The sequence below is a fragment of the Stutzerimonas zhaodongensis genome, assembly GCF_003696365.1.
Taxonomy (GTDB): domain Bacteria; phylum Pseudomonadota; class Gammaproteobacteria; order Pseudomonadales; family Pseudomonadaceae; genus Stutzerimonas; species Stutzerimonas zhaodongensis.
Genome location: NZ_RFFM01000004.1, coordinates 114368 through 140234 on the forward strand (window position 1 = coordinate 114368; position 25867 = coordinate 140234).

The following is a 25867-nucleotide window of genomic DNA, read 5'->3' on the forward strand; positions in this document are numbered from 1 at the left end:
AAAGACCACAACGACCAAGCCCAGCGCCCGCGGACAGCGGGACTGGATTGGATTGGAAGTGGTCGCCAGAAGCGGGCTAAGGTCAGAGCGCCTGCATCAGTTTGCGCACACCGGCGACATGCCGTCGGCTGACAGTCAGGGGTTCACCCTCCAGGCCTTTGAGAAACAGCTGGAAATGGCCAAGCGGCGTACGCTGCAAACGCTCGATACGGTCGCGGTAGACCAATGCATTGCGATGAATGCGTACGAAACGCTCACCGAATTCATCCTCCAATGCTTTCAAAGGCTCATCTAGAAGCACCTCACCGCCTTCATGTCGCAAGGTCACATACTTGTGATCGGCGATGAAATAGATCACCTGCGGCAGCGGGATCAACTCGATACCTTTGCGGGTGCGGGCGCTGATGTGGCTACGTGGCCCGGTGCCGGAGACGGCAGCCGGCCGGGTAAGCGCAGCCAGCTGAACACGATTGGGCCGCTCGGCCTTCTTCAGGGCTTCGGCCAGATGCTCCGGACGAACCGGCTTGACCAGATAACCGACCGCGCTGACCTGGAAGGCATCCAGAGCGAATTCGTCATGGGCCGTGCAGAAAATCACGGCAGGGGGAGCGTCACGCTCGCACAATTTGGCAGCGACCTGAAGACCATCCAGCCCTGGCATACGGATATCCAGCAACACAACATCGGGGCGCAGTTCCTCGATCAGGGACAGCGCCTCCTCGCCGTTGGAGGCGGAAGGTTCCAGGACACGATAGCCGTCAAGGTCACCTACCAGTCGGCTGAGGCGCTCGCGGGCTAGAGGTTCGTCATCGACAATCAGCACATTCATATAGTTCTGGCTTCCTGCTTCTATGTCGCACACGGATAGCGTAGACAGGTGTAGTGACGGGCGTTACGCCGCTTCACGCTGAGACTCGCTGCGGGACCGAAAAGTGCCGTTAGTCGTGCGTCTATATTGTGCAGTGCCTGCTGAGTGCCCCGAGATGGCTGCGTTTGAGCCGTCTCATCAAACGGATTGCTGACCTCCAGTTCGAACACCCCATCGGCATAGTGCGCGGTCACGCTGACCATACCGCCTTCGATGCGCGGTTGAATACCGTGAATCAAGGCATTCTCCAACAACGGCTGCAAGGTCAGCTGTGGAATCGGCAGCTCATCCGGAACGCCATCGACTTGCCATTCGACCTGTAGTCTTTCGCCGAGCCGGTAGTGTTCGATTGCGAGGTAGCGACGCGACAGCTCCAGCTCTTCACGCCAAGGGACTAGCGTGCCAGGCCGCGCAAGGCTTGCCCGGAACAGATCGGACAGATCCAGCACGGCTTGTTCGGCCTTGCCCGGATCGGTAACCACCAGGCTGGCGATACTGTTCAGGCTGTTGAACAGGAAGTGCGGTCGAATGCGCGCCTGAAGCGACTCGATACGAGCCCTGAGCTCGGCCTGTTCCTGCCGTCGCCACTGGCTTTGCAGGTAGAAATAGCGCAGCAGCAATCCCGTCATGATCAGGCTGATGAGGGCGTGCCGAAGGTAAAGATTGACCTCCCCGACACGAGTTAGTGGCCCGCCCAGCTGGTAGATATCGGCAACGGCCGTGCACGCCAGCGTCAGCCCGACAACCATCGCGCAACATGCCAACCCGGCAAGCCACGCAGGTAGACGCGCCAGCAGTGGTCGCAGCTGACACGTCAGCCCAGCCGACAGGAGCATCACCCACTGCACGAACAGTGACGCAAGGGCGAGCCTCATCCAATTGAAGCCCGGCTGCATCGGCTCGGCGAGCACCAGGACAAGCACCAGCAATTCGGCCAGCAGAACGAGGCCGAGCAAGGCTTCCGGCTGACAGAGTTCGGGCACGAAAAAGTCGTCGATCGGCGCTGTGGGGCGCGTACGTTTAGAGGTTTTGGTCTGCATGGGGGCAGTTTCCGCGGGCGCTGTCGCTACCGCAAGAAGCCATGACTACGAGCGCACCTTCAAACTGTCGATTTGCAGCGCAGCGCACTGTTCTCAAGCGCGCCGAGGGTGCGCTTAACCCTGTTATCATCCGCGTTTTTCCCAGTTCCGATTCAGCGAGCGCATTCATGAGCACCGACAAGACCAACCAGTCCTGGGGCGGCCGCTTCAGCGAGCCCGTCGACGCCTTCGTCGCCCGATTCACCGCCTCCGTCGAGTTCGACAAGCGTCTGTACCGTCACGACATCATGGGGTCGATCGCCCATGCGACGATGCTGGAAAAGGCTGGCGTGCTGAGCGCCGACGAGCGCGAGCAGATCGTTGCCAACCTGAAAGACATTCAGGGCGAAATCGAAGCCGGCACCTTCGACTGGCGCGTCGATCTGGAAGACGTGCACATGAACATCGAAGCACGGTTGACCGACCGCATCGGCGTGACCGGCAAGAAGCTGCACACCGGACGCTCGCGCAACGACCAGGTCGCGACTGACATCCGCCTTTGGCTGCGCGATGAAATCGACCTGATCCTCGGCGAAATCACGCGACTGCAAGAGGGCTTGCTGGGCCTGGCGGAAGCCGAAGCGGACACCATCATGCCCGGCTTCACCCATCTGCAGACGGCCCAACCAGTCACCTTCGGCCATCACCTGCTGGCCTGGTTCGAGATGCTCAGCCGTGACTATGAGCGTCTGATCGACTGCCGCAAGCGCACCAACCGCATGCCGCTCGGTTCGGCCGCGCTGGCTGGCACCACCTACCCAATCCAGCGGGAGATCACCTGCGAACTTCTGGGTTTCGAAGCGATTTCCGGCAACTCACTGGATGGCGTTTCCGATCGCGACTTCGCAATTGAGTTCTGTGCAGCAGCCTCGGTGGCGATGATGCACCTGTCGCGCTTCTCCGAAGAGCTGGTGCTGTGGACCAGCGCGCAATTCCAGTTCATCGACCTGCCGGATCGTTTTTGCACCGGTTCCTCGATCATGCCGCAGAAGAAGAACCCGGACGTACCCGAGCTGGTGCGCGGTAAGACCGGCCGCGTATTCGGCGCGCTGGCAGGCCTGCTGGTGCTGATGAAGGGCCAGCCGCTGGCTTACAACAAGGACAACCAGGAGGACAAGGAGCCGCTATTCGACGCCGCCGACACCCTGCGCGACAGCCTGCGCGCCTTTGCCGACATGGTCCCCGCGATCAAGCCCAAGCGTGAAGTCATGCGCGAAGCGGCGCTGCGTGGGTTTTCCACCGCAACGGACCTGGCCGACTATCTGGTGCGCAAGGGTCTGCCCTTCCGCGATTGCCACGAGATCGTCGGTCATGCCGTGAAATACGGCGTGACAACTGGCAAGGACCTGGCCGAGATGAGCCTCGATGAGCTGCGCCATTTCAGCGATCAGATCACTGACGACGTGTTCGCCGTGCTGACGCTCGAGGGCTCGGTGAACGCTCGTGACCACATCGGTGGCACGGCACCGAACCAGGTTCGCGCCGCCGTGCAGCGCGGCAAGAGCCTGCTGGCCACTCGGTGATCATGCCCGGCCGACGTATTTCCGTGGTCGGCTGTTCGGGAGCCGGCAAGACCACCCTATCGCGCCGGTTGGCAGCGCAGCTCGGTTACCGCCATATCGAGCTGGATGCCCTGTATCACCAGCCCGACTGGCAAACCCTGCCCACTGAGCAGTTCCAGACTCAGGTCGCCGAAGCAATACGCGGTGATGGCTGGGTCGTGGAAGGCAACTATTCCGCAGCCCGCCCTTTGGTGCTGGAGCACGCGGATATGGTGATCTGGCTGGATGTGCCGCGACCGACCGTGATGCGTCAGGTGCTATGGCGCACCTTGCGACGGCTTTTTAGCCGTCAGGTGTTGTGGAACGGCAACCGCGAACGCTGGGCCAACCTGTTCAGCCTCAAGCCCGAACAGTCCATTCTGGTCTGGAGCTGGACGCGCCACGCCAAATACCGCCATCGCTATGGCGAAGAGATGCGCAATGCACCGGCGCATCGCCAATACCTGCGACTGGATTCACCTCAGGCCGTCGAAGCCTTACTGGCGAGTTTGAGAAGTCGCTGAAACCATCCACTGCCGGAGAATGATTGTGATGCCGCTGACCATCCGCCCCGCTACCCGGGCCGACGCCGCCCTGATTCTGCGCTTCATCACCGAGCTGGCCATTTACGAGCGTGCAGAGCATGAAGTGAAAACGGACGCTGCCGGCATCGAGGCCAGCCTATTTGCCGATGACGCCAGCGCCAGCGCGCTGATCTGCGAGCGTGACGGTCAGCCGCTCGGATACGCGGTTTATTTCTTCAACTACTCCACCTGGCTCGGCCGCAACGGGCTGTATCTGGAGGATCTCTACGTCACACCAGAAGCCCGTGGCACGGGTGCCGGCAAGGCGCTGCTCAAGCATCTCGCGCAGATCGCGGTGTCCCACGGGTGCGGCCGCTTCGAGTGGTCGGTGCTGGACTGGAACGAACCGGCGATTCAGTTCTACGAGTCGCTCGGGGCAAAACCGCAGGAGGAATGGACTACCTATCGCCTGACGGGCGCGGCTCTGAATGCGCTAGCCGAGCAGCCCTGACGACAGGTCCAGGGATGGAACTCAGGTCAGCGAGCGACGACCAAACCAGGTCGATGCCTTGATGAAACAGACCTGATGACTGATCTCAGAACATTGTTGCTCAACCAGGATACGCAGGGCGCCGAGCTGTTCGACTCGCCGAAGGAGCGATTGAATTTCTACCGCTCCGAGATTCACTTCGAATCGACACTGCTGGCCAGCCGAACCAGCGGCTACCTGTCGTCGCAATCGTTTTTGATAATTGCATTCGCGTCATCGATGGCCAACACCAACCCTGAATGGGGGAGCCTTTTTCGGCTGGTCGTCCCAACCGTACTGGCGCTACTCGGACTGATCACGTCCCTGCATGCGATACCGGGCATTCGAGCGAGTTACGACGTGATCGAACGCTGGCACATCAAACAGGCTGATCTGCTGCAAACCGAGGGGCACGTGGGGTTGCTACCAACGATGACTCAGCGCTGTTCGGCGAAGGCACAAGCCCGGCGGGAGGCCATCGATACAAGCGCACGCTGATGTTCTCCCTGCGCACGCCGATCATCTTCGGTAGCGTCTGGGCGCTGCTCGGCGTGTTTTGCATAGTTCTGTACTTTTTCGGCTGATCAGAGCCAGTTGCGAAACTTGAACCAGGCGTAGGGAATGATCGCGGAGATCACCATCATTCCCAACGCCATCGGGTAGCCGAACGACCAGTTGAGTTCGGGCATCAGTTCGAAGTTCATCCCGTACACGGTGCCTACCAGAGTGGGTGGCAGGAACAAGACCGCAGCGATGGAAAATACCTTGATGATCGCGTTCTGCTCGATGTTAATCAGCCCCAGCGTAGCGTCCAGCAAAAAGGCGATGTCTCCCAGCAGGCGAGCCTGATGCTCACCCAATGAACGCACGTCGCGCTCCAGGGCCTTCAACAACCCTTTGGCGACGCCCTGCTTGGGCTCGTTGGCGTGCAGCCTGTAAAAAGCGATCAACCGGCTCGAGCTGAACAGGCTTTCGCCAAGTTGCGACAGCAGCGACCTGTGCTGACCCAGCTGTTGGATGATCTGCTGCAGATCGGTGCGCTGCTCCTTTCGCTTATCGAAGATGCAGCGGGACAAGGTCTGAAGCTCGATCTGCACACTTTCAAGGACGTCTGCAATGCGGTCCACCACCGCGTCGGCCAGCGCCAGGAAAATCTGGTGGCTCGAGGAATAGGTCGAGGGCTGTCGCGAACTCTTGGTTTCGAACTGCCGGAATGCGCTGAGCTCGCTGTAGCGGACCGTCACCAGGCATCGCTTGGTGAGCACGAAAGTCACTTCAGCGTTTTCGGGACGCCGATCAGCAATACCCATTACCACCGTAGTGGTCATGAATATCGCGCCATTTTCGTCATAGAAACGTGAGGAGTCCTCGATCTCGGCGAGCTCTTCGCGTGTAGGAATATCGACCCCGAGCGCCGATTCGACCAAGCGCTCTTCGTGCTGATCAGGCGAGAGCAAGTCAACCCACAACACATTGTCGGGTATCGCCTGCAGGTTTTCGGCAGCCCGCCGCACGAGCTCGCCATTTTCAAGACAGTGAAAGGTGATCATTGCTGTAGTCGTGTTCTCGATGGTCCATAGTAAGAATAGAAACCGACCCAAGCGAAGCGTTCAGACGGCCCTGCCGCGCGCGCTACTTTGCCGGGGCGCATCGAAACACGCTATCTGGATTTTCCTGAACGAGAGTTGCGACATGAACGACGCTACATCCGATGACGACGAAACCTTTGCAGAAGAAACCCTGATCCAGGCCATCGAGAACCAGCTAGAAGCCGGCGAGCCTGCCGCAACGCAAGCGACGCTGAACAAGCTGACTCTGGTTGGCTATGAGCGCGACGAGATCCTTAGGCTCATGGCCCTCGTGCTCGCTCGGGAGATCAGGCAAATGCTTGCGGAGGACCGCGCGTTCGACATCGACGGATACGAAACGCAGCTGCGCAACCTGCCAGATCTGGCCGAATAGTCCAACACCGCAGCAGGCCGGCCAACAGCATCTACACTTCGCAAACAGGGCTCAGCCCACCATCCCGAGGAGCAGACATGTCCTACACCCCAGAACTGGTCGCCGAGCTGGAAATTCTCAGCCTGTTCAATCTGGAAAACAAAACAGAAGGATTGAAGGTTCATCATGACGCGGACAGCGCTGCCATCGCCGCTGCAATACGTCTGCACAGCAAGGGGTTGACGACGCAGCCAGACGGCGGCTACCTGACCAGCCTTGGCCGTGACGCGGCCGAGCACGCCCAGGTGCTGCTGACCATCATGTCCGAGACTGCTCCGGCCTGAGAGCGAGTGCGACCTAAGCCCTGATCGAGCGCGCACAGGATCAGGGGATTGGTCGCGAAGCCGGGGGTGTGCCAAACGCTTTTGCGGCTTTTCCCTGGAGCCTGGACACGTGCTAAGTTTCGCGCTTTCACAATCAACATGTCGGACAACGTCGCTTGCCTGAACGAACCACCCCATGACGCGCCACCAGGAAATACGGCCCATTCTTGAAGAGGGGATCGACCGCAAGGTGCTGGCTGCGCTTCGCGCTCGATTCCTGACCTTGAATGCCGCTCGCCTGGAGCGCACGCGCCAGAGCATGTCGTCTCGCCAGCAAGCCGTTCTTACGTTGCTGCCGCTGCTGTTTCACGTTAATCACCCGATACTTCCGGGGTACGTTTCCAGCGCTACGCCAGCCGGCCTGGCGGGTTTCGAGCCTGATACCGACACTTTGGCAGAAGCCCAGCGCTTGAGCCGGTCGTTTTCCTACAAGCCGGTCCGTGGCAAGCCCCATCAACCTATTCTCGGCTTGTTTCTTATGGGCAGCCTGGGAACCGTAGCGCAGGACGATCAGAGCGATCTTGACGTATGGGTCTGCCACGATTCTGACCTGCCGGCGCAGCAGCTCGCTGAACTGCAGCGCAAATGTGACCTGCTAATGGCCTGGGCGGCCACTCAGGGCAGCGAAGCGCACTTCTTTCTGATCGATCCGGTGCGCTTCACTCAGGGCGAGCGCGATGCGAAGCTGACCTCAGACGACTGTGGCACTACCCAGCACTATCTGCTGCTTGACGAGTTCTACCGAACCGCGATCTGGCTCGGTGGACGCACGCCGCTCTGGTGGCTGGTCCCCGACTATGAAGAGCATCGTTACGGCGACTACGTCCGGACACTGCTGGACAAGCGATTCGTGCGCAGCGATGAGGTCTTGGATTTCGGCAGTCTCGCCAGCATTCCACCTGGCGAGTATCTCGGCGCCGGCTTGTGGCAGCTGTACAAGGCCATCGAGTCGCCATACAAATCGTTATTCAAGTTGCTGCTCGTGGAGGTTTATGCCAGCGAGCACCCCGGGGTGCGCTGCCTCAGCCTCGACTTCAAGCAGGCGGTTTACGCCAATCGCCTGGAACTGGATGAGCTGGATCCGTACATCGTCGCTTACCGCAGAATCGAGCGTTATCTCACCTTGCGGGCCGACCATGAACGCCTGGCCCTGTTGCGTCGCTGCTTGTACCTGAAGATCAACAAACCACTCAGCCAGCCGCCCAGCAACCGCACCAAGAGCTGGAAAAGACGACTGCTCGAGCGCCTGGCGTCGGACTGGAACTGGGACGAGCGCCAATTCGCCCAGCTCGATGCGCGCTGCCAGTGGAAGGTTCGTCGTGTGGTCGAAGAGCGCCGGGCACTGGTCAACGAACTGACCTACGGCTACCGATTTCTCAGCGAGTTCGCTCGCCGCCTGCAGATTATCAGCAGCATCAACGGTCGCGATTTCGGCGTGCTCGGCAGGCGTCTGCACGCGGCAATCGAACGCAAAGCGGGGAAGATCGAGACGATCAATCTGGGCATCGCGCCCGATCTTGCCGAGCACAGCCTTACCTTGGTGCAGGGTTACGATGCAGCCGACGACGTATCCTGGGCGTTGTACGAAGGCAACCTGACAGCCCGGCAGATCACCAACTTCTCGCCACTGAAACGTTCCCGAGAGCTGGTGCCCCTATTGGCCTGGTGTCACCGCAACGGTGTAATCGATACAGCGACGCATGTCGCGCTGCATCCTGGGGACAGCGGGCTGACCGAGGCCGAGCTGTTCGCCTTGCTGACAGATATTCGTCAGGCGTTCCCGATGCCACCTGCGGCCCTCGCCGATGAAGCACTGCTGATCGCCGCTTCGCCCGTCAAGGTGCTGTTATTGGTCAACGTCGGACTAGATCCACTGAGCCCTCAACAGCCGCTCTCGTTCGATGAGCTTACCGAATCGTTGCGCCACGGCGTGACGAGGGACAACCTGGTGCTGAGCATCGACCAGCTCACGCTGAACAGCTGGAGCGAGCTGATCGCCACCCGCTACGAGGGTGCATCGCCATTGCCCGATTGTCTTCGTGATTTCCTGCAGGAACTGCCCGTGCGTGGCGAACGGCCTGACCTGCAAGTGCGCTGCTTCAGCCGAAACGCTGGCATGGCATTAGCCCGACGTGTCGAGACCGTGTTTGCCGATGCACAGCTAATGCTCGATGACCCGAGCGAGAGTCGTTACCTGCTGCAAGTGCGCCAGCACTACCATCTGCTCGATCTGATAGCAGGCAATGTACGGCACACCACATTGAGCGACATGCCCACCTTGCTCGAGCACCTCGGCGAGGCGCATCACAGCATCCGCCCTATCAAGGTCGAACGCCATGCCCTTGAAGGGACCGATCTTGCGCTGATTCTCGGCCAGGCCAGACCACACTGCTTGCAAGTTTTTTACCGTATTCAGGGGGATCTGGCAGAAGTCACGGTGCTGGACGAATTCAACGCGCTTTGGCGCCAGCAGCTGACCTACCGGGACGAGCAGAGCCTGCTTACCCCTTTGCTACGTTTTCTGCAGTCGGTGAGCTACCGACGCACTACCCAACTGCCGTTCGAAGAGAGCCGCTTGGCAGCGATGGACATCCTCTTCTATCGGATCGTACCGTCGACAGCAGACCACACGTACGAGATCGAGCGCAGACCGGCACCTCGGGAGAATGTCAGCGACCCCTTCTACGATATCCAGGCGATCGTCGAACCCAGCGAACGTGGCCGTTCATTGGTAACGCTGTATTGCAATCATCAGGAGTTTTCGAGCCTGGAATATGGGCCAGAGCTGTTCGCGGCAGTCGCACACTACATCCTTGCACAGCGACGAGGCGGTGAGCGCTATCCCTGTTACATCACCGATCTGGACCTGTCTGGGCTGCATGGCACGGGCCACGCCCAGACCGTCCAGCACCTGCGCTACAAGACCCAGCTGGAGGCTAGCCTCAACCAAGCCCTGAGCGGGCTCTGACGCCCGACAATATGGACCTGCCGTAGCGCTTAGAGATGAACGTCGCCCGCCGCTTCCGGCTGGTATTCGACGGCCAGCAGCGTGAGCTTGAGCACTTTTCCGCCCGGCGTCGGCCAGTCGATATGCTGGCCGACCGTCATTCCGAGCAATGCGGTACCGACGGGCGCGAGCACAGAAACGGTACCCTCCTTGCCAGCGTCCTGCGGGAAGACCAGGGTCAAGTGATAGTCCTTGCCACTGCCTTCCTCGCGGCAATGCACTCGGGAATTCATTGAAACCACGCCAGCGGGCAACTCGCTGCGCTCGACCACCTGGGCACGAGACAGCTCTTCTTCGAGCGCCTCGGCAGCCGGACCGTAGTCAGCCAGGCCGTCGAGCAGCCGCTCGAGCCGCTGAAGATCGGGTTGAGTGATGATGATGGGCGGTGCGCTGGTCATGGGTGCGAATGAGCTCCTGAAAAAAGTGGACAGACAAAAAAGCAAAACCCCGCCCGAAGGCGGGGTTTTTAAACCTGAAACCGACCCTATCACAGCTCATTAAATAAGCAAGGCCGCGGGGCTCGCGCCCTCGGCGAAGCGGTCACCCGCGCCTCACAGATCCTCGAACTCCAGCGCTTCGCCGCCCTGCTCCTGGGTAACACGCGCCAGCAGTTCGCCAAGACGCTCGTCGTTGGCGTCACAGATCCACAACGATGCAGACTCGTCGTAATCGAAGTGAAAGCCGCCTGAACGCGCTGCGACCCATAATTGGCGCAGCGCCGGCTGGCGGCTGAAGATCAGTTGCGTACCATTTTCGAAACGCACGGTAAGCACGCCGCCGGAGTTTTCCAGATCGACATCCAGACCGCTGTGATCGAACACGTCCTCGATTTCTTCTTGCACGGCGTCGACCAGATCGTGAAAGCGCGCTTCGCTCAAACTCATGAATCAGTTCCTCGGTACGGTGATGCGGCGGCGCGGGGCCGCCCGATGATGGCCGCGAGCTTAGCAGGCGACCGCCGCGTCTAGCGAGCGGCTGACCGACGGACCGCTCGCGCCGGCTGCCGGTGAGCGCGGCCACATAGGCAATCAGGTGGGTGCTGGGTATACTCCGGCCCATCGATTTTTCTAGGATTGCACCCCAATGAAGCGTCTGCTGCTTCCACTCATTGCACTCGCGGTTCTCGCTTCCGCACTTGCCGGCTGCGGCCAGAAAGGCCCGCTGTACCTTCCGGACGACGAGGCTACCGCCAAAGAACGTTCCAAAGACCGATTCGAACTGTAAGGAGGCATTCCATGGAGGCCTTCTCGTACCGCGACGGTCAACTCTTCGCGGAGGGCGTGGCGCTGCCCGCTCTCGCGCAGCGCTTCGGCACCCCGACTTACGTCTATTCCCGTGCCCATATCGAGGCTCAATACCAGGCTTATGCAGGCGCCCTTGAAGGCATGCCGCATCTAGTCTGTTTCGCCGTCAAGGCAAATTCCAACCTCGGCGTACTTAACGTACTGGCCCGATTAGGCGCAGGCTTCGACATCGTTTCACGCGGTGAATTGGAACGTGTCCTCGCCGCTGGCGGCCAGCCGGACCGCATCGTCTTCTCAGGTGTTGGCAAGACGCGCGATGACATGCGCCGCGCGTTGGAAGTCGGGGTTCACTGTTTCAACGTCGAGTCAACCGAAGAGCTCGAACGTCTGCAGCAAGTTGCGGCCGAGCTGAGCGTCGTGGCGCCTGTATCGCTGCGGGTCAATCCGGATGTCGATGCCGGCACACACCCATACATCTCTACCGGTCTGAAAGAAAACAAGTTCGGCATCGCCATCGCTGACGCCGAGGCGGTCTATACACGCGCTCATGAACTGAGCAACCTCGACGTGATCGGAGTGGATTGCCACATCGGTTCCCAGCTCACTACGCTGCCACCATTTCTCGACGCACTGGATCGCTTGCTCGCGCTGATCGACCGGCTGGCCGTACGCGGCATTCGGATTCGTCATCTGGATCTGGGTGGCGGGCTCGGTGTGCGTTATCGCGAAGAGCAGCCGCCGTTGGCCGGTGATTACATCAAGGCCGTGCGCAACCGCATCGATGGCCGCGATTTGGCGCTGGTGTTCGAGCCGGGTCGCTCGATCGTAGCCAACGCCGGTCTGCTGCTGACGCGCGTGGAGTACCTCAAGCACACCGAGCACAAGGACTTCGCCATCGTCGATGCGGCGATGAACGACTTGATCCGTCCAGCGCTCTACCAAGCCTGGATGGACGTCGTGCCAGTGCAACCGCGTGAAGGCGAGCCGCGTCACTACGACATCGTCGGCCCCATCTGCGAGACCGGCGATTTCCTCGCCAAGGATCGCCCGCTGATGCTGGCTGAAGGCGATCTTCTGGCCGTCCGCTCAGCTGGCGCCTATGGTTTCGTCATGAGCTCGAACTACAACACCCGGGGCCGTGCCGCCGAAGTGATGGTAGATGGCGACGAAGCCTACGAAGTGCGCCGCCGCGAAAGCGTGCAGGAGCTATATGCGGGCGAAAGCCTGCTGCCTGCCTGAGGCCACGACGATGCTTTTGCGTTTTACCAAGATGCACGGCTTGGGCAATGATTTCATGGTCATTGACCTGATCAGCCAGCACGCGCATATCCAGCCCAAGCACGCCAAGCAGTGGGGTGATCGGCATACGGGCGTAGGCTTCGATCAGCTACTGCTGGTCGAACCACCGCACAATCCCGACGTCGATTTCCGCTACCGCATCTTCAACTCCGACGGATCGGAAGTTGAGCAATGCGGTAACGGCGCTCGCTGCTTTGCGCGTTTTGTGCTGGACAAGCGCCTGACCATGAAGCGCCAGATCCGCGTCGAGACCAAGGGCGGCATCATCGAACTCAATATCCGGCCTGACGGGCAGATCAGCGTCGATATGGGACCACCCCGCATGGTTCCGGCCGATATCCCCTTCCTGGCCGACAACGAAGCCCTGAGCTATCCACTGGAGGTTGAGGGCCAACTGCTTGAGATTGCCGCCGTGTCCATGGGCAACCCCCATTCGGTGCTGCGCGTCGAGGATGTCGATACTGCACCAGTGCACCAATTGGGCCCGAAGATCGAGCACCATCCGCGCTTTCCGCAACGGGTCAATGCCGGCTTCATTCAGGTCATCGACCGCCAGCACGCCAAACTGCGTGTGTGGGAGCGCGGCGCAGGCGAAACCCAGGCTTGCGGCACAGGAGCTTGCGCTGCAGCCGTGGCAGCCATCAGCCAGGGTTGGATGGATTCGCCCGTACAGCTCGACCTGCCTGGTGGCCGTTTGTCCATTGAATGGGCAGGCGCGGGTCAGCCCGTTATCATGACCGGCCCCGCCGTTCGCGTATTCGAAGGACAGGTTCGCCTATGACCGAGCAAAACCAGGACAAGCAGCAGTTGCCGGACGCCGAAGCGGTCGCGGCTTATCTGCGTGCCCATCCGGAGTTCTTTGTCGACCACGATGAGCTGATTCCCGAACTGCGCATCCCCCATCTGCCCGGCGGGGCTGTATCGCTGGTCGAGCGCCAGGTGAAGCTATTGCGCGAGCGCAACATCGAGATGCGCCATCGCCTGTCGCAGCTGATGGATGTCGCCCGCGACAATGATCGACTGTTCGACAAGACGCGCCGCCTGGTGCTCGACCTGCTCGACGCCAACAGCTTGGAGGAAATCATCGGTGCGGTGGACGAAAGTCTGCGCCATGAATTCCAGGTGCCCTTCGTGAGCCTGATTCTGTTCAGCGAGTCGCCACTCCCAGTTGGCCGCAGCGTGACCAGCGCAGAAGCCCAGCAGGCCATTGGCGGACTTCTCGGCAGTGGAAAAACAGTGTGCGGCGTGCTTCGCCCGCATGAGCTGACGTTTCTGTTCGGCGAAGAGGAAAGCAGCGCCATTGGCTCGGCCGCCGTCGTGGCGCTGAACCAGCAGCAAGGCATCCTGGCGATTGGTAGCCACGATCCGCAACATTACAAGAGCTCGTTGGGCACCCTGTTCCTGGGCTACATTGCCGAGGTGCTCACCCGCGTATTACCTACCTACTCGACGCCGCTGCGCTCGGTTCGCTAGAGGCGCCAAGCGCGGGTTCAGCCGCAGAGCCGGCCTCTGCCCGAGCGGCTCGAAGCGCCTTGTGAAAGAAGGGACCGAGCCATGCAATCCGAAGTTGATGCCTACCTGAGCCATCTGCGCAACGAACGGCAGATGTCAGCTCATACGCTGGATGCCTACTGGCGCGATCTTGGTTTGGTCATGGCCTTTTGCGAGAAGCAGCAGTGCAGCGCGTGGGGGGCGCTCAGAAGCGCGCAGGTCCGTCAGCTCATCGCCGAGCAACACCGCCAAGGCAAGTCCAGCCGCAGCCTTGCACGCCTGCTGTCCTCGCTACGCGGGCTGTATCGCTACCTCAATCAGGAAGGCCGCTGTGATCATGACCCGGCCGCGGGCATTTCCGCGCCCAAAGGCGAGAAGCGCCTGCCAAGGCTGCTCGATACGGATCGCGCCATGCAGCTACTCGACGGTGGAGTGGAGGATGATTTCATCGGCCATCGGGACCAGGCCATGCTCGAACTCTTCTACTCCTCGGGTTTGCGACTGGCCGAACTGGTAGGCCTCAATGTTGATCAGCTCGACCTGCCAGCAGGCCTGGTCCAGGTGCAGGGCAAAGGCAACAAGGAACGGGTGCTGCCCGTTGGACGTAAAGCGCGAGAAGCGCTGGAAGCCTGGTTGCCGCTGCGAGCCTTGAGCAACCCGACTGATGGCGCCGTGTTCGTCAGCCAGCAAGGCCGGCGCCTTGGCGCACGTGCCGTGCAGTTGCGCGTGCGGCAGGCAGGCGTGCGTGAACTTGGCCAGCACCTGCACCCGCACATGCTCAGACACAGCTTCGCGAGCCACATGCTGGAATCTTCCCAGGACCTGCGATCGGTTCAGGAACTGCTCGGCCACGCCGACATCGGCACCACGCAGATCTATACCCATCTGGACTTTCAGCACCTGGCCAAGGTCTATGACCAGGCGCACCCGCGCGCCAAACGCAAGCAGAGCAGTGAGCACGAGCAATGAGTATCCGGTTGATCACCTTTGACCTAGACGACACCCTGTGGGACGTCGGCCCTGTCATTCAGAGCGCTGAAATGAGACTGCGTGACTGGCTCGGACAGCATGCGCCACGCCTGGGCGCATTTCCTGTTGAGTCGCTGGCAGCTATCCGCGCGAAGCTGGTCGAAGCCGAGCCGGAACTCAAGCACAGGATCAGCGAACTGCGCCGGCAGATCCTCCTCCACGCCCTGCACGATGCGGGCTATTCAGATGCAGAAGCACGGGAGATCGCGGCCCAGGCATTCGACGTATTTCTCGAAGCTAGGCACGCCATCGAGCTGTTTCCCGACGTGCATCCGACACTGGAACGGCTGGCCAATGAATACATGCTTGGCGTACTGACCAATGGCAACGCGGACGTGAGCCGCCTCGGGTTAGCCGACTATTTCCGTTTCAGCCTTTGTGCTGAAGAGCTTGGAGTCGGAAAGCCCGACCCCCACCCCTTCCGCGAGGCGCTCAAGCGCGGCGGCGTCGAAGCGGCCCATGCGGTGCACATCGGCGACCATCCCAGTGATGACGTAGGTGGGGCTCAACGTGCCGGGATGCGTGCAATCTGGTTCAACCCTGGCGGGATCGCCTGGCAGCATGACGGCCGTCCAGATGCGGAAATCGGTAGCCTCGCCGAACTTCCAGCACTTCTCAAGCGCTGGCGATAAGCACAGCGACAACGCTCCGCCAGCCATAAAAAAACCCGCGAACGTGCGGGTTTTTCATGAAGTGCCGAAGTGTGTCAGATAGGCCGGCTACCGTATTTGCTGTCCGGCTTCTTGGGCGGATCGGCTACTACGTTGGGTTCAACTTCCTGCACGCGTCCACCGCGGGCAAGAAATTCCTCCATGGCACGAGCGAGCTCATCGCGCTCCTTCTGCTTGGCTTCGAGGCTTGGCAGCTCCTCGACGACGACCGCCTTGGCCTTCGCCTTCTTGCTGGTCGGGGTAGCCCGGTCGCTGTCGGTGCCTTCTTCGTCGGCGCTGTTGTCGGCGTCGCTGTCGTCAGCCGCAGGCAACTCTTCGCCGTCATCCTCGTCGTTAACGTCCAGATCGTCTTGTTCTAATTCTTCGTCACTCATGTTCAACCTCGTACCATGCCAAAGCGGAAGTTATAGCCCAGCGATGTGGTTTGTTCGCCATCGCCAAAAAAAATTCAACTTGCCATCCCGTGCAATGTCGCCAGCACTTGTCTGGACCCACCATGATCACGGTGTTCCCCCAGATAGACACCCTGCCACGTCCCTAATGCCAGTCGCCCCTCGCTAACCGGGAGGCTTACCTGGCAGCCCAAAAGGCTCGCCTTGAAGTGCGCTGGAAGATCATCAGGCCCTTCGTAGTCATGCTCGTATCCACTCTGACCCTGTGGCACCAGACGGTTGAAGAACCGCTCGAAGTCTCGCCGGACCGCACCGTCAGCATTCTCGTTGATGGTCAGCGAGGCCGATGTATGGCGCAGCCACAGGTGTAACAGACCGGTCTGGCATTGTTGCAGTTCCGGTAATTGCGCCAGCAGCTCGTCGGTAATCAGATGAAAACCACGAGGTCTAGGCCGCAGGGTGATGATCGTCTGTCGCCACATCGTAGAACGCCTCTGGCCACCGGAGCGAAGCGCATTCTAGCGCGGTGCCAGAAAAAACAAAGGGCGCCCGAAGGCGCCCTTGTCGACAGCAGACGAATCATCGCTTGTTGGTGAACTCTGGGTAGGCTTCGAGGCCGCATTCGACGACGTCGACACCCTCGTATTCTTCCTCTTCGCTCACCCGCAGCCCCATGACCGCCTTGATGATGCTCCAGACGATAAGGCTGGCAATGAATACCCAGGCGAAGATCGAAACCAGGCCAAGAAACTGCGCACCGAAAGTCGCGTCGGCATTGGTCAGCGGAACGGCCAGCAGCCCCCACATGCCGACGACACCGTGGACTGAAATCGCACCGACCGGATCATCCAGCTTGAGCTTGTCGAGGCCGAGAATGCTGAACACGACCAGCACGCCGCCCACACCACCGATCAATACCGACTGTAGTGCGCTGGGCGTCAATGGTTCGGCAGTGATGGCTACGAGCCCTGCCAGCGCGCCGTTGAGCACCATGGTCAGGTCGGACTTGCCGAACAGCAGGCGCGCCGTGATCAGCGCCGCAACCAGGCCACCGGCAGCAGCCATGTTGGTGTTGGTGAAGACCTGAGCAACCGCGTTGGCGTCTTCGATGGTGCTCATCTTGAGCTGCGAGCCGCCATTGAAGCCAAACCAGCCCATCCAAAGGATGAAGGCGCCCAGAGTCGCCAACGGAAGGTTGGCGCCTGGAATGGCGTTGATCTGGCCGTTCGGACCGTATTTGCCCTTACGGGGGCCTAGCAGCAGCACACCAGCGAGGGCAGCCGAAGCGCCCGCCATATGCACCAGGCCCGAGCCTGCAAAGTCCAGGAATCCGGCTGCATCGAGGAAGCCGCCGCCCCATTTCCAGAAGCCCTGCACCGGGTAGATGAAACCAGTCATCACCACCGCGAAGGTAATGAAGGCCCAGAGCTTCATCCGTTCAGCTACCGCACCGGAGACCACGGACATGCAGGTCGCCGCGAAGACCACCTGGAAGAAGAAGTCGGCGCGGGTCGAGTAGTAAGGTGCGTCCTCACCACCAGCGGCCACGACGTCCACCGCGTTCTCATCGCCGATCAAAAAGCCCAGGCTCGGCAGAATGCCGCCGTCCGGGCTGGAATACATGATGTAGTAACCGATCAGCAGATACATGATCGAGGCTACTGCATAGAGCACGATGTTTTTGGTCAGGATTTCAGCTGTGTTCTTGGCTCGAACCAAGCCGGCTTCGAGCATTGAGAAACCAGCTGCCATCCACATTACCAGGGCGCCGCAGATGAGGAAGTAGAAGGTATCGAGTCCGTACTGGACGGGTATCAGTGCTGTGCTATCCATTTTTTTATCACCTTTTCCGTCGCGCCTGCCGGCGCAGTTCGGTTTCAGTCGTTCAGAAGCAGCTGAGCTTCGAACGGCCTATCAAGGCGCCCGGGTTGGCTCCGGGCGCACTCCGTGTGCTTAAAGGTTGTAACCGCGTTCGTTGTGCAAACTGAGATCAAGGCCGATGGTTTCTTCCTCTTCGCTGACCCGCAGGCCCATGACCATGTCGATCACCTTGAGAATCACGAAGGTGACAATCGCGGTGTACACAACGGTGAAGAGCACGCCCTTGAACTGGATCCAGAGCTGCAGGCCGATGCTCTCTACTTCGCCGAAACCACCCAGCATCGGTGCGGCAAAGATGCCGGTGAGCAACGCGCCGACGATGCCGCCGACGCCATGCACGCCGAAGGCATCCAGAGAATCGTCGTAACCGAGCTTGCGCTTGAGGCTGGTGGCGCAGAAGAAACAGATGACGCCCGATGCCAGGCCAATGATCAGCGCACCCATGGGGCCGACCGTGCCAGCTGCCGGAGTCACCGCAACCAGACCCGCGACGACACCGGAAGCGATGCCCAGAGCGCTGGGTTTGCCATGGGTCATCCACTCGGCGAACATCCAGCCCAGCGCAGCTGCGGCCGTGGCGATCTGAGTGACCAGCATCGCCATGCCGGCGGTACCGTTGGCGCCCAGTGAGGAACCCGCGTTGAAGCCGAACCAGCCGATCCAGAGCATGGCCGCGCCGACCAGAGTAAGGCCCAGGTTGTGCGGTGCCATCGCGGTAGTTGGAAAGCCCTTACGCTTGCCCAGCACGATGCACGCTACGAGCCCTGCGATACCGGCGTTGATGTGCACTACAGTGCCGCCAGCGAAATCGAGCACGCCCCAATCCCACATCAGGCCGCCGTCGCCGCCCCAGACCATGTGCGCGATCGGCGCGTAGACGAGGGTGAACCAAACAGTCATGAACACGAGCATCGCGGAGAATTTCATGCGCTCGGCGAATGCACCGACGATCAGCGCCGGGGTGATGATGGCGAACGTCATCTGGAACGTGATGAAGACCGATTCCGGAACCGTGCCGGTAAGGCTGTCAGGCGTCAGGCCGCTGAGAAACACCCGCCCAAGGCCGCCTACGAAGGAATTGAGGTTGGTGACACCCGCTTCCATGCCCGCCGTGTCGAATGCCAGGCTGTAGCCGTAGACCATCCAGAGGATGCTCATCAGGCCAGTGATGGCGAAACACTGCATCATCACCGACAGAATGTTCTTGGAACGGACCATGCCGCCGTAGAACAGCGCCAGGCCCGGGATCGTCATGAACAGCACCAGCGCAGTCGCTGTGAGCATCCATGCCGTATCGCCTGAATCAAGCGTTGCCTCCTGTGCCAAGGCGATGCCTGGACTTATCAGAGACAAAAGGGCTCCTAGCCCTGCGAATTTTCGCAGAGTCATGGTTTTACTCCTGGGGCGTGGGGGTTCGTAGGCCTGCTAAGCAGGCAATCGCAAAGCTTTAGGTCGGCGCGTGGCGAAACTTCAGGCGCTCGCTACGCGTCGGGCCGTCAAATTGCGTCGGTATCGGTTTCGCCTGTGCGGATACGGATGGCCTGCTCCAGATTCACGACGAAGATTTTGCCGTCGCCGATCTTCCCAGTGTTGGCCGCCTTGGTGATGGCTTCGATCACGCGATCGAGCTGATCATCAGCGATGGCCACATCGATCTTCACCTTCGGTAGGAAATCGACCACATATTCAGCACCGCGATATAGCTCGGTGTGGCCCTTCTGGCGACCGAAGCCCTTGACCTCGGTGACCGTGATGCCCTGAACGCCGATTTCGGACAGCGACTCGCGTACGTCATCCAGCTTGAACGGCTTGATGATGGCAGTGACTAGTTTCATGAAAACTTCTCCCGTTTAGGTGGACTTGCCCCAGAAGTACGAACCCGGCCCAAGTCTAAGCGCAGTGTCTGGCTCTTGTAACGCGCCGGCATTGCCGAGCGACCATCCGACACCATCAACCGATCCGACGAAACGTCCCGAATCGCCTATGCACCGCAACCTGTCGGTGCATGCGTCAGGATGAGCCAAGCAGAAACGATGCCAATCTTTTGAAACGCCCGATCTGGCGCGCCGCGTAGTCACTGTAGAACGGACGGCATTGGACCAGCGGTCAAATGAAGCACCAATATGGTGCGTGCCGCCGCCATCAGGTGCCCGCAAATGGGCACTGGTCCTGAAAAGGCCGGTTCAGTGAGCGTGCTACACTGCCCGCCGCTCAGAACACAGGTGATCAGCATGTTTCCGCCCAAAGCTTTTCTCGACGCCATCGGCTCCCAGGCCTCGCGCCTGTTCAACGGTGAAACACCCCTGCCTCGCGCTGATATCGAAGCTCAGTTCAAAAGCATCGTGCAGAGCGCGCTGAGCAAGCTCGACGTAGTCAGCCGCGAAGAGTTCGATACACAGATGGTCGTCCTTGCTCGCACCCGTGCCCGTCTCGAAGCACTCGAGGCCAAGGTCGCCGAACTGGAAGAAAAGCTGACGCCACCCGCCACCGAATAAACCCGGCGGCAACGATCAAAGGAGTGATCGGATGTCCCTTGCAATTGTTCACAGCCGCGCCCAGGTCGGCGTCGAAGCGCCCACCGTGACGGTGGAGGCGCACCTCGCCAATGGCCTGCCTTCGCTCGCGCTGGTTGGCTTGCCGGAAACGGCAGTAAAGGAAAGCAAGGATCGCGTGCGCAGCGCGATCCTAACCTCCGGCTTCGATTTCCCCGCCCGCCGCATCACGCTGAATCTCGCCCCGGCTGACCTGCCGAAAGACGGCGGCCGCTTCGATCTTGCGATCGCGCTCGGCATTCTCGCTGCCAGTGCCCAGATTCCAGGGGATCGCCTGGACAGTCTCGAATGCCTCGGCGAATTGGCGCTGTCCGGTGCGCTACGACCTGTCCAGGGCGTATTGCCGGCCGCGCTGGCCGCTCGCAAAGCCGGTCGGGCGTTGCTGGTGCCGAAGGCTAACGCCGAAGAAGCCAGCCTGGCATCAGGTCTGGTGGTATACGCGGCGGACCACCTGCTCGAAGTCGCTGCACACTTCAATGGCGTATCCCCCATCGCACCGTTCGAAGCGCAAGGGCTGCTTCGCCAAGTCCTGCCCTATCCTGACCTTGCGGACGTACAGGGTCAGGCGGCGGCAAAGCGCGGTTTGCTGGTTGCCGCGGCCGGGGCGCACAACCTGCTTTTTTTCAGGGCCGCCCGGGACCGGCAAGACTCTCCTGGCCAGCCGTCTGCCGGGTCTGCTGCCTCCGCTGGAGGAACAGGAAGCGCTGGAAGTCGCGGCCATACAGTCGGTAGCCAGTCAGTCGCCATTGGAAAACTGGCCGCAGCGGCCATTTCGGCAGCCCCATCACAGTGCATCGGGGCCAGCGCTGGTGGGCGGCGGCAGTCGACCGCGCCCCGGCGAGATCACCCTGGCGCATCAAGGCGTGCTGTTTCTGGACGAGCTGCCCGAATTCGACCGCAAGGTACTGGAGGTGCTTCGTGAGCCGCTGGAGTCCGGCTGTATCGTGATAGCGCGTGCGCGGGACAAGGTCAGGTTCCCAGCGCGGTTCCAGCTGGTTGCGGCGATGAACCCCTGCCCTTGCGGATACCTGGGCGATCCTAGCGGTCGCTGTCGCTGCTCGCCGGATCAGATACAGCGTTACCGCGGCAAGCTGTCCGGGCCCTTGCTCGATCGTATCGATCTGCACCTGACCGTCGCACGCGAAGCCACCGCTCTCAATGCCCCGCTGGCCGGTAATGAAACAACGCAGCTTGTTGCTGAACGGGTAGCCGAAGCGCGGCGCATTCAGCTGCAGCGCCAAGGCTGCGCCAATGCCTTTCTCGACCTGACTGGCCTACGCAGCCACTGCCAGCTGCTGCCTGAGGATCAGTCATGGCTGGAGAGAGCGTGCGAACGACTCGGGCTATCGCTGCGCGCCGCACACCGGATTCTGAAGGTCGCACGCACCTTGGCCGATCTCCAGCAAGCCGAATCCATCGGCCGTGCTCATCTGGCCGAGGCGCTGCAATACCGCCCAGCGAGCCAGAGCAACTGAACCGAAACGCTGAGAAGAAGACAATCAGCTAGGCATTGCCGGGGTCGGTCGTCGCGAATTTGTGAGATAGCGTGCTGCAACCTGCGCGTTGCGGCGGTCTCAGACCTGACCCTGCCTGGCGTCGAGGCCGAACGATCCGGTCTAAACCTGACCATTATGTTAGGTTACGTCCTCTTCGCCACAGGCGGCCACTCCCTAATAGGCAATCCAAGGAGCGCAGCATGGAGGCCAACAAGTCTTCTTCTCCCACCCTCAACCCCCCCGTTTTCTACGGCTCAGCCGTTCTGATTCTCGCACTGGTGTTCTACAGCGTCGTCACTCCGGAACATGCACAGAGCCTGTTCAGTGACGTCCAGGCGTGGATCATCGGCCATGTCAGCTGGTTCTACATTCTCGCCGTAGCGATCATCCTGATGATGGTCGTGCTGCTGGCTTTCAGCCGATATGGGGAAATCAAGCTCGGTCCGGACCACAGCGAGCCTGCTTACAACAACCTGACCTGGTTCTCGATGCTGTTTTCAGCAGGCATGGGGATCGGCCTGATGTTCTTCGGTGTCGCCGAACCGGTGATGCACTTCCTCTCGCCTCCGGTGGGTGAAGGCGGCACCGCAGCGGCAGCACGCGAGGCCATGAAGATCACCTTTTTTCATTGGGGCCTGCATGCCTGGGCCATCTACGCCATCGTAGCGATGATCCTGGCGTACTTCAGCTATCGCCATGACCTTCCACTGACCCTGCGTTCAGCTTTATACCCATTGATCGGCGAACGCATCTACGGTCCCATTGGGCATGCCGTGGACATCTTCGCCATCATCGGCACGGTGCTCGGTGTCGCGACTTCGCTGGGATTGGGTGTCACCCAGATCAACACCGGCCTGAACCATCTTTATGGCCTGCCCATCTCGGTACCGGTGCAGATTGGTCTGATTGCAGGCACCACCCTGTTGGCCACCGTTTCGGTGGTCACCGGACTGGACAAGGGCGTGCGTCGCCTGTCCGAGCTGAACCTCGGCTTGGCCGTGCTGCTGTTGCTACTGGTGCTGGTCGCTGGCCCCACCGTATTCATTCTGCAAACCTTCGTGCAGAACACCGGCAATTACTTCTCCGAAATCGTCGCGGCTACATTCAACCTTTATGCCTACGAGCCAAATGACTGGATCGGCGGCTGGACGCTGTTCTACTGGGGCTGGTGGTTGGCTTGGTCGCCCTTTGTGGGCCTGTTCATCGCTCGCATTTCCCGCGGCCGCACGATCCGCGAATTCGTCACTGGCGTGTTGCTGGTTCCTACCGCCTTCACGCTGCTCTGGATGACGGTATTCGGCGATACGGCCATTCACATGATTCTCTGGGACCACGTCGAGAGCTTAGGCGCGGCCATCGAGCGAGACAGCTCTCTGGCGCTGTTTGCGTTTCTCGAGCACTTCCCCTTTGCCTCGCTGTTGTCGCTTATCGCAATCATCATGGTGGTGGTGTTCTTCGTGACTTCGGCCGACTCGGGCGCACTGGTGGTGGACATGCTTGCGTCCGGAGGCCAGGGTCAGACACCTGTCTGGCAGCGCATCTTCTGGGCCGGCACCATGGGCGCAGTGGCCATTGCGCTGTTGCTCGCCGACGGGCTGAAGGCTTTGCAAACCGCGACCATCGCAAGTGCATTGCCGTTCACGCTCGTGCTGCTTTGCGCCATGTGGGGGTTGCTCAAGGCACTACGCGTCGATGCCACCAAGCAGGGGTTGCGTTATCAGTCTCTCAGCACAACACCCACTGCTCCCCAGTCCGAAGGTGGCTGGCGCCGACGTGTGCTGAATCTGACCAAGTACCCGCGCAACCCTGACGTAGAGCGATTCATCGATCAGGTCGCCAGCCCAGCCTGCGCGGCAGTCGCCGAAGAGCTGCGCAAGCAGGGTTACGACGTGGAGCTGACTTCGGGTGAGGACCACCGTACCGGGCTGCAGATCACCCATGAAGGGGCGCCGGACTTCATCTATCAGGTTCGCCCGCGTGGCTATCCGATGCCGAGTTTCGTCGCGACCGAGAGCGATGGCGACGAGCCCACCTACTTCCGAGCCGAAGTGCATCTCAAGGAAGGCGGCCAGAACTACGACGTGATGGGTTGGAGCCGGGAAGGCGTGATCGGCGATATCCTCGACCAGTACGAAAAGCACATGCACTTCCTGCATATGGTCCGGTAACCGCCATGCGCCGGGCGCAATACCCGGCGCATCCAGTCAAGCACTGGCGTGGGCCTCACGGCCCTCGGCCAGGAAACGGCCAAGCTCCGCCAGGGGCAGTGGCTTGCTGATCAGATAACCCTGCACCTGATCGGCACCGAACCGTCGCAGCTGGCCAAGCTGAGCGGGACCTTCGACCCCTTCAGCCACGACTTCCAGACCCAGCTCATGCGCCAGGCTGATCATCGCTCGGACCAGGCGACCGTTCTGCGGGAGGGTGTTCATCTTGTCAACGAAGCTCTTGTCGATCTTCAACAAGCTGATGGGCAAGCGACTCAGATGCACGAATGAGGAAAACCCTGTGCCGAAATCATCCAGCGAGAAGCGAACGCCGAGCGCCGCCAGGGCGTTCATGGTGCCGCGTACCTGATCGCTGCGGCGCATGACCGCCGTCTCGGTAAGCTCGAACTCCAGCCAGTGCGGGTCCACTCCGCGCTCATGGATCAGCCGTTCAAGCGTAGACAGCAACTGGTTGTCCTGGAACTGTCGAAATGACAGGTTGACCGCCATGTGCAGTTCACCGGCGCCGTCCTCGCGCAAACTCTGCATGTCACGCAGTGCCCGCGAGATCACCCAGTAACCCAGCGGCACGATAAGCCCGCTCTCCTCCGCCATCGGAATGAACTCGTCTGGTGCCAGCAGCCCACGCTCGGCATGTCGCCAGCGCACCAGCGCTTCGATCCCGACGATACGCCCTGTTTCGATGCACAGCCTCGGCTGGTAATGCAGTTCCAGATCATCCCGGCGCAACGCACGGCGCAACTCGCCCTCGAGGTCGGCAAGGCTTCCGGCACTGCGGTTGACGCGCTCGTTATACAGGTACCAGGTGCAACCCTGGCTGGCTTTGGCGTGGCGCATGGCGATCTGCGCCAGCCATAGCAATTGGTCGGCATCGGTATCGGCCTTGGCGCGCGCCAGACCCAGGCTGCAACCAAGCATCAGGCTTTCACCGTCGATCCAGTAGGGCTCGGCAAGCGACTCCATCAGTTGATCAGCAAGACGTTCTGCGCGTCCGGGGGTGGAGGCGTCCAGTAGCAAAGCAAACTCGTCGCCGCCGAGCCGACCGAGCCGGTCTCCAACCTCCAGCTTCGCCTTCAATCGCGCCACAACTTGTACGATCAAGCGATCACCCGCCTGGTGGCCGAGCGCATCGTTGACTCTGCGGAAGTTGTCCAGATCCAGTATGCCCAGCACCAGCTCATCGCCGTCGTGAGCCAACAGCTCGGTAGCCATGTGAGCCTGAAAGCCCTGGCGGTTGGCTATGCCAGTCAAAGGGTCCTGAACGCTGAGACGCTGGAGAATACTCTGCAGGTGGCAGCGTTCCCGGGCGTAGTGCAGACATCGCCGCAGCAACTCGGGAACCAGCTGCGGACCGACCAACCAGTCGATGGCACCCTCTGGCAGCTCGGCCGGATCCTGCTCAACCAGCAATACCGTGGGCCAGGGAAAGCGCCCGGACTCCGGACGATACCGAGGCGTGGTAAGCAGCAGGTTGAATCCAGATTCAACCAGGTAGGCGTTGGCTGCAGCCCAATTGTCTGCAACGAAAAGCTGGTGCGGGGTCGGAAGAGCATTGAGCGCGGCCTGCAGGTGCTCGCGCCACGCCGGTTCTTCAGCGAGCAGAACCAGCCGGATAGATTTAACGGACGATGTCACTTTTGTTCACCGATTCGTGCGGAGCAGTAAGGTGAGCAACCACCTTGAAGTACACCTCCTTGTGTGAAGCGGGACGA

The 25867-nt window shown here is 60.7% G+C and carries 24 protein-coding genes and 3 pseudogenes; 16 read left to right on the plus strand and 11 right to left on the minus strand.

The genetic code is table 11. From position 1 onward, the window contains the following. Positions 1–82: 82 nt before the first annotated feature. Both EA797_RS16235 and EA797_RS16240 read right to left on the minus strand, forming a co-directional pair. Positions 83–829: a LytR/AlgR family response regulator transcription factor gene (locus EA797_RS16235; protein ID WP_122167074.1), complete on the minus strand. Its 747-nt coding sequence runs from the start codon at positions 827–829 to the stop codon at positions 83–85. Between the two features lie 20 nt (positions 830–849). Then, complete coding sequence (locus tag EA797_RS16240; protein ID WP_122167076.1) at positions 850–1908, minus strand: sensor histidine kinase; 1059 nt, start codon at positions 1906–1908, stop codon at positions 850–852. Positions 1909–2075: 167 nt separating this feature from the next. On the opposite strand from EA797_RS16240, the gene argH reads away from it, so the two are divergent. From argH to EA797_RS16260, 4 genes and pseudogenes are all read left to right on the plus strand, one after another. Then, entirely contained in the window at positions 2076–3470 is a 1395-nt protein-coding gene (argH, locus tag EA797_RS16245; RefSeq protein WP_122167078.1) for an argininosuccinate lyase, read from the plus strand. Positions 3471–3472: 2 nt separating this feature from the next. After that, entirely contained in the window at positions 3473–4012 is a 540-nt protein-coding gene (locus EA797_RS16250) for an AAA family ATPase (protein ID WP_244214140.1), read from the plus strand. Positions 4013–4040: 28 nt separating this feature from the next. Beyond that, a complete protein-coding gene (locus tag EA797_RS16255) occupies positions 4041–4523 on the plus strand; it encodes a GNAT family N-acetyltransferase (RefSeq protein ID WP_122167082.1) in 483 nt (160 codons plus the stop codon). A 75-nt stretch (positions 4524–4598) separates the two neighbouring features. Next, positions 4599–5125, plus strand: a pseudogene (locus tag EA797_RS16260) (hypothetical protein). On the opposite strand, the gene EA797_RS16265 reads toward EA797_RS16260, so the two are convergent. Beyond that, complete coding sequence (locus tag EA797_RS16265; RefSeq protein WP_122167084.1) at positions 5126–6091, minus strand: magnesium transporter CorA family protein; 966 nt, start codon at positions 6089–6091, stop codon at positions 5126–5128. Positions 6092–6245: 154 nt separating this feature from the next. Between EA797_RS16265 and EA797_RS16270 the strand changes: the two are divergent. The 3 genes and pseudogenes from EA797_RS16270 to EA797_RS16280 all read left to right on the plus strand — a co-directional run. After that, positions 6246–6503 (plus strand): annotated as a pseudogene (locus EA797_RS16270) (hypothetical protein); the annotation flags it as partial. 77 nt (positions 6504–6580) lie between these two features. Beyond that, the gene (locus EA797_RS16275; RefSeq protein ID WP_122167088.1) at positions 6581–6826 is read left to right on the plus strand and encodes a TIGR02647 family protein; all 246 of its coding nucleotides are present in this window, start codon (positions 6581–6583) and stop codon (positions 6824–6826) included. Positions 6827–7001: 175 nt separating this feature from the next. Beyond that, positions 7002–9833, plus strand: coding sequence for a class I adenylate cyclase (locus tag EA797_RS16280; protein WP_122167090.1), 2832 nt, complete (start codon positions 7002–7004; stop codon positions 9831–9833). A gap of 29 nt (positions 9834–9862) precedes the next feature. On the opposite strand, the gene rnk is transcribed toward EA797_RS16280, so the two are convergent. Continuing rightward, on the minus strand, positions 9863–10270 hold the full coding sequence (rnk, locus tag EA797_RS16285) for a nucleoside diphosphate kinase regulator (protein ID WP_122167092.1): 408 nt from the start codon (positions 10268–10270) through the stop codon (positions 9863–9865). 153 nt (positions 10271–10423) lie between these two features. Beyond that, positions 10424–10756, minus strand: coding sequence for an iron donor protein CyaY (gene cyaY / locus EA797_RS16290; protein ID WP_122167094.1), 333 nt, complete (start codon positions 10754–10756; stop codon positions 10424–10426). A 199-nt stretch (positions 10757–10955) separates the two neighbouring features. On the opposite strand from cyaY, the gene lptM reads away from it, so the two are divergent. The 6 genes from lptM to EA797_RS16320 all read left to right on the plus strand — a co-directional run bounded on the left by lptM (position 10956) and on the right by EA797_RS16320 (position 15567). Then, positions 10956–11096, plus strand: coding sequence for an LPS translocon maturation chaperone LptM (lptM, locus tag EA797_RS16295; RefSeq protein ID WP_122167096.1), 141 nt, complete (start codon positions 10956–10958; stop codon positions 11094–11096). A gap of 11 nt (positions 11097–11107) precedes the next feature. After that, entirely contained in the window at positions 11108–12355 is a 1248-nt protein-coding gene (lysA, locus tag EA797_RS16300) for a diaminopimelate decarboxylase (protein WP_122167098.1), read from the plus strand. A 10-nt stretch (positions 12356–12365) separates the two neighbouring features. Next, positions 12366–13196 carry a diaminopimelate epimerase gene (dapF, locus tag EA797_RS16305; protein ID WP_122167382.1) on the plus strand — a complete coding sequence of 277 codons (831 nt, stop codon included), beginning with the start codon at positions 12366–12368 and terminating at the stop codon, positions 13194–13196. Continuing rightward, positions 13193–13888 carry a DUF484 family protein gene (locus EA797_RS16310; protein WP_122167100.1) on the plus strand — a complete coding sequence of 232 codons (696 nt, stop codon included), beginning with the start codon at positions 13193–13195 and terminating at the stop codon, positions 13886–13888. Before dapF ends, EA797_RS16310 begins: the two co-directional genes overlap by 4 nt. An 81-nt stretch (positions 13889–13969) precedes the next feature. Further along, entirely contained in the window at positions 13970–14875 is a 906-nt protein-coding gene (xerC, locus tag EA797_RS16315) for a tyrosine recombinase XerC (protein WP_122167102.1), read from the plus strand. After that, on the plus strand, positions 14872–15567 hold the full coding sequence (locus tag EA797_RS16320; protein ID WP_122167104.1) for an HAD family hydrolase: 696 nt from the start codon (positions 14872–14874) through the stop codon (positions 15565–15567). Before xerC ends, EA797_RS16320 begins: the two co-directional genes overlap by 4 nt. Before the next feature lie 74 nt (positions 15568–15641). Here the strand turns inward: EA797_RS16320 and sutA are convergent, their stop codons facing one another. The 5 genes from sutA to glnK all read right to left on the minus strand — a co-directional run bounded on the left by sutA (position 15642) and on the right by glnK (position 19714). Further along, positions 15642–15980 carry a transcriptional regulator SutA gene (gene sutA, locus EA797_RS16325; RefSeq protein WP_122167106.1) on the minus strand — a complete coding sequence of 113 codons (339 nt, stop codon included), beginning with the start codon at positions 15978–15980 and terminating at the stop codon, positions 15642–15644. A gap of 74 nt (positions 15981–16054) precedes the next feature. Further along, positions 16055–16480, minus strand: coding sequence for a secondary thiamine-phosphate synthase enzyme YjbQ (locus tag EA797_RS16330; protein ID WP_122167108.1), 426 nt, complete (start codon positions 16478–16480; stop codon positions 16055–16057). Positions 16481–16577: 97 nt separating this feature from the next. After that, positions 16578–17831, minus strand: coding sequence for an ammonium transporter (locus tag EA797_RS16335; protein ID WP_122167110.1), 1254 nt, complete (start codon positions 17829–17831; stop codon positions 16578–16580). Positions 17832–17951: 120 nt separating this feature from the next. Further along, a complete protein-coding gene (locus EA797_RS16340) occupies positions 17952–19268 on the minus strand; it encodes an ammonium transporter (RefSeq protein WP_122167112.1) in 1317 nt (438 codons plus the stop codon). Positions 19269–19375: 107 nt separating this feature from the next. Further along, entirely contained in the window at positions 19376–19714 is a 339-nt protein-coding gene (gene glnK, locus EA797_RS16345; RefSeq protein ID WP_003096476.1) for a P-II family nitrogen regulator, read from the minus strand. Positions 19715–20110: 396 nt separating this feature from the next. On the opposite strand from glnK, the gene EA797_RS16350 reads away from it, so the two are divergent. The 3 genes and pseudogenes from EA797_RS16350 (at position 20111) to EA797_RS16360 (ending at position 24095) form a co-directional block, all read left to right on the plus strand. Beyond that, the gene (locus EA797_RS16350) at positions 20111–20374 is read left to right on the plus strand and encodes an accessory factor UbiK family protein (RefSeq protein ID WP_122167383.1); all 264 of its coding nucleotides are present in this window, start codon (positions 20111–20113) and stop codon (positions 20372–20374) included. A 31-nt stretch (positions 20375–20405) separates the two neighbouring features. After that, positions 20406–21906: pseudogene (locus tag EA797_RS16355) on the plus strand (YifB family Mg chelatase-like AAA ATPase). Between the two features lie 221 nt (positions 21907–22127). Further along, positions 22128–24095, plus strand: a complete 1968-nt coding sequence (locus EA797_RS16360) for a BCCT family transporter (RefSeq protein WP_122167113.1) — start codon at positions 22128–22130, stop codon at positions 24093–24095. 36 nt (positions 24096–24131) lie between these two features. Here EA797_RS16360 and EA797_RS16365 read toward each other — a convergent pair whose 3' ends face one another. Further along, complete coding sequence (locus tag EA797_RS16365) at positions 24132–25769, minus strand: putative bifunctional diguanylate cyclase/phosphodiesterase (RefSeq protein ID WP_122167385.1); 1638 nt, start codon at positions 25767–25769, stop codon at positions 24132–24134. Between the last annotated feature and the right edge of the window lie 98 nt (positions 25770–25867).

Coding starts and splice junctions, on each gene's coding strand:
- lysA (WP_122167098.1), top strand. CDS start 11,108: ATGGAGGCCTTCTCGTACCGCGACGGTCAACTCTTCGCGGAGGGCGTG.
- dapF (WP_122167382.1), top strand. CDS start 12,366: ATGCTTTTGCGTTTTACCAAGATGCACGGCTTGGGCAATGATTTCATG.
- EA797_RS16320 (WP_122167104.1), top strand. CDS start 14,872: ATGAGTATCCGGTTGATCACCTTTGACCTAGACGACACCCTGTGGGAC.
- EA797_RS16255 (WP_122167082.1), top strand. CDS start 4,041: ATGCCGCTGACCATCCGCCCCGCTACCCGGGCCGACGCCGCCCTGATT.
- cyaY (WP_122167094.1), bottom strand. CDS start 10,756: ATGAGTTTGAGCGAAGCGCGCTTTCACGATCTGGTCGACGCCGTGCAA.
- lptM (WP_122167096.1), top strand. CDS start 10,956: ATGAAGCGTCTGCTGCTTCCACTCATTGCACTCGCGGTTCTCGCTTCC.
- EA797_RS16330 (WP_122167108.1), bottom strand. CDS start 16,480: ATGTGGCGACAGACGATCATCACCCTGCGGCCTAGACCTCGTGGTTTT.
- EA797_RS16360 (WP_122167113.1), top strand. CDS start 22,128: ATGGAGGCCAACAAGTCTTCTTCTCCCACCCTCAACCCCCCCGTTTTC.
- xerC (WP_122167102.1), top strand. CDS start 13,970: ATGCAATCCGAAGTTGATGCCTACCTGAGCCATCTGCGCAACGAACGG.
- EA797_RS16275 (WP_122167088.1), top strand. CDS start 6,581: ATGTCCTACACCCCAGAACTGGTCGCCGAGCTGGAAATTCTCAGCCTG.
- EA797_RS16265 (WP_122167084.1), bottom strand. CDS start 6,091: ATGATCACCTTTCACTGTCTTGAAAATGGCGAGCTCGTGCGGCGGGCT.
- EA797_RS16250 (WP_244214140.1), top strand. CDS start 3,473: ATGCCCGGCCGACGTATTTCCGTGGTCGGCTGTTCGGGAGCCGGCAAG.
- EA797_RS16335 (WP_122167110.1), bottom strand. CDS start 17,831: ATGGATAGCACAGCACTGATACCCGTCCAGTACGGACTCGATACCTTC.
- glnK (WP_003096476.1), bottom strand. CDS start 19,714: ATGAAACTAGTCACTGCCATCATCAAGCCGTTCAAGCTGGATGACGTA.
- EA797_RS16240 (WP_122167076.1), bottom strand. CDS start 1,908: ATGCAGACCAAAACCTCTAAACGTACGCGCCCCACAGCGCCGATCGAC.
- rnk (WP_122167092.1), bottom strand. CDS start 10,270: ATGACCAGCGCACCGCCCATCATCATCACTCAACCCGATCTTCAGCGG.
- EA797_RS16280 (WP_122167090.1), top strand. CDS start 7,002: ATGACGCGCCACCAGGAAATACGGCCCATTCTTGAAGAGGGGATCGAC.
- EA797_RS16235 (WP_122167074.1), bottom strand. CDS start 829: ATGAATGTGCTGATTGTCGATGACGAACCTCTAGCCCGCGAGCGCCTC.
- EA797_RS16310 (WP_122167100.1), top strand. CDS start 13,193: ATGACCGAGCAAAACCAGGACAAGCAGCAGTTGCCGGACGCCGAAGCG.
- sutA (WP_122167106.1), bottom strand. CDS start 15,980: ATGAGTGACGAAGAATTAGAACAAGACGATCTGGACGTTAACGACGAG.
- EA797_RS16340 (WP_122167112.1), bottom strand. CDS start 19,268: ATGACTCTGCGAAAATTCGCAGGGCTAGGAGCCCTTTTGTCTCTGATA.
- argH (WP_122167078.1), top strand. CDS start 2,076: ATGAGCACCGACAAGACCAACCAGTCCTGGGGCGGCCGCTTCAGCGAG.
- EA797_RS16350 (WP_122167383.1), top strand. CDS start 20,111: ATGTTTCCGCCCAAAGCTTTTCTCGACGCCATCGGCTCCCAGGCCTCG.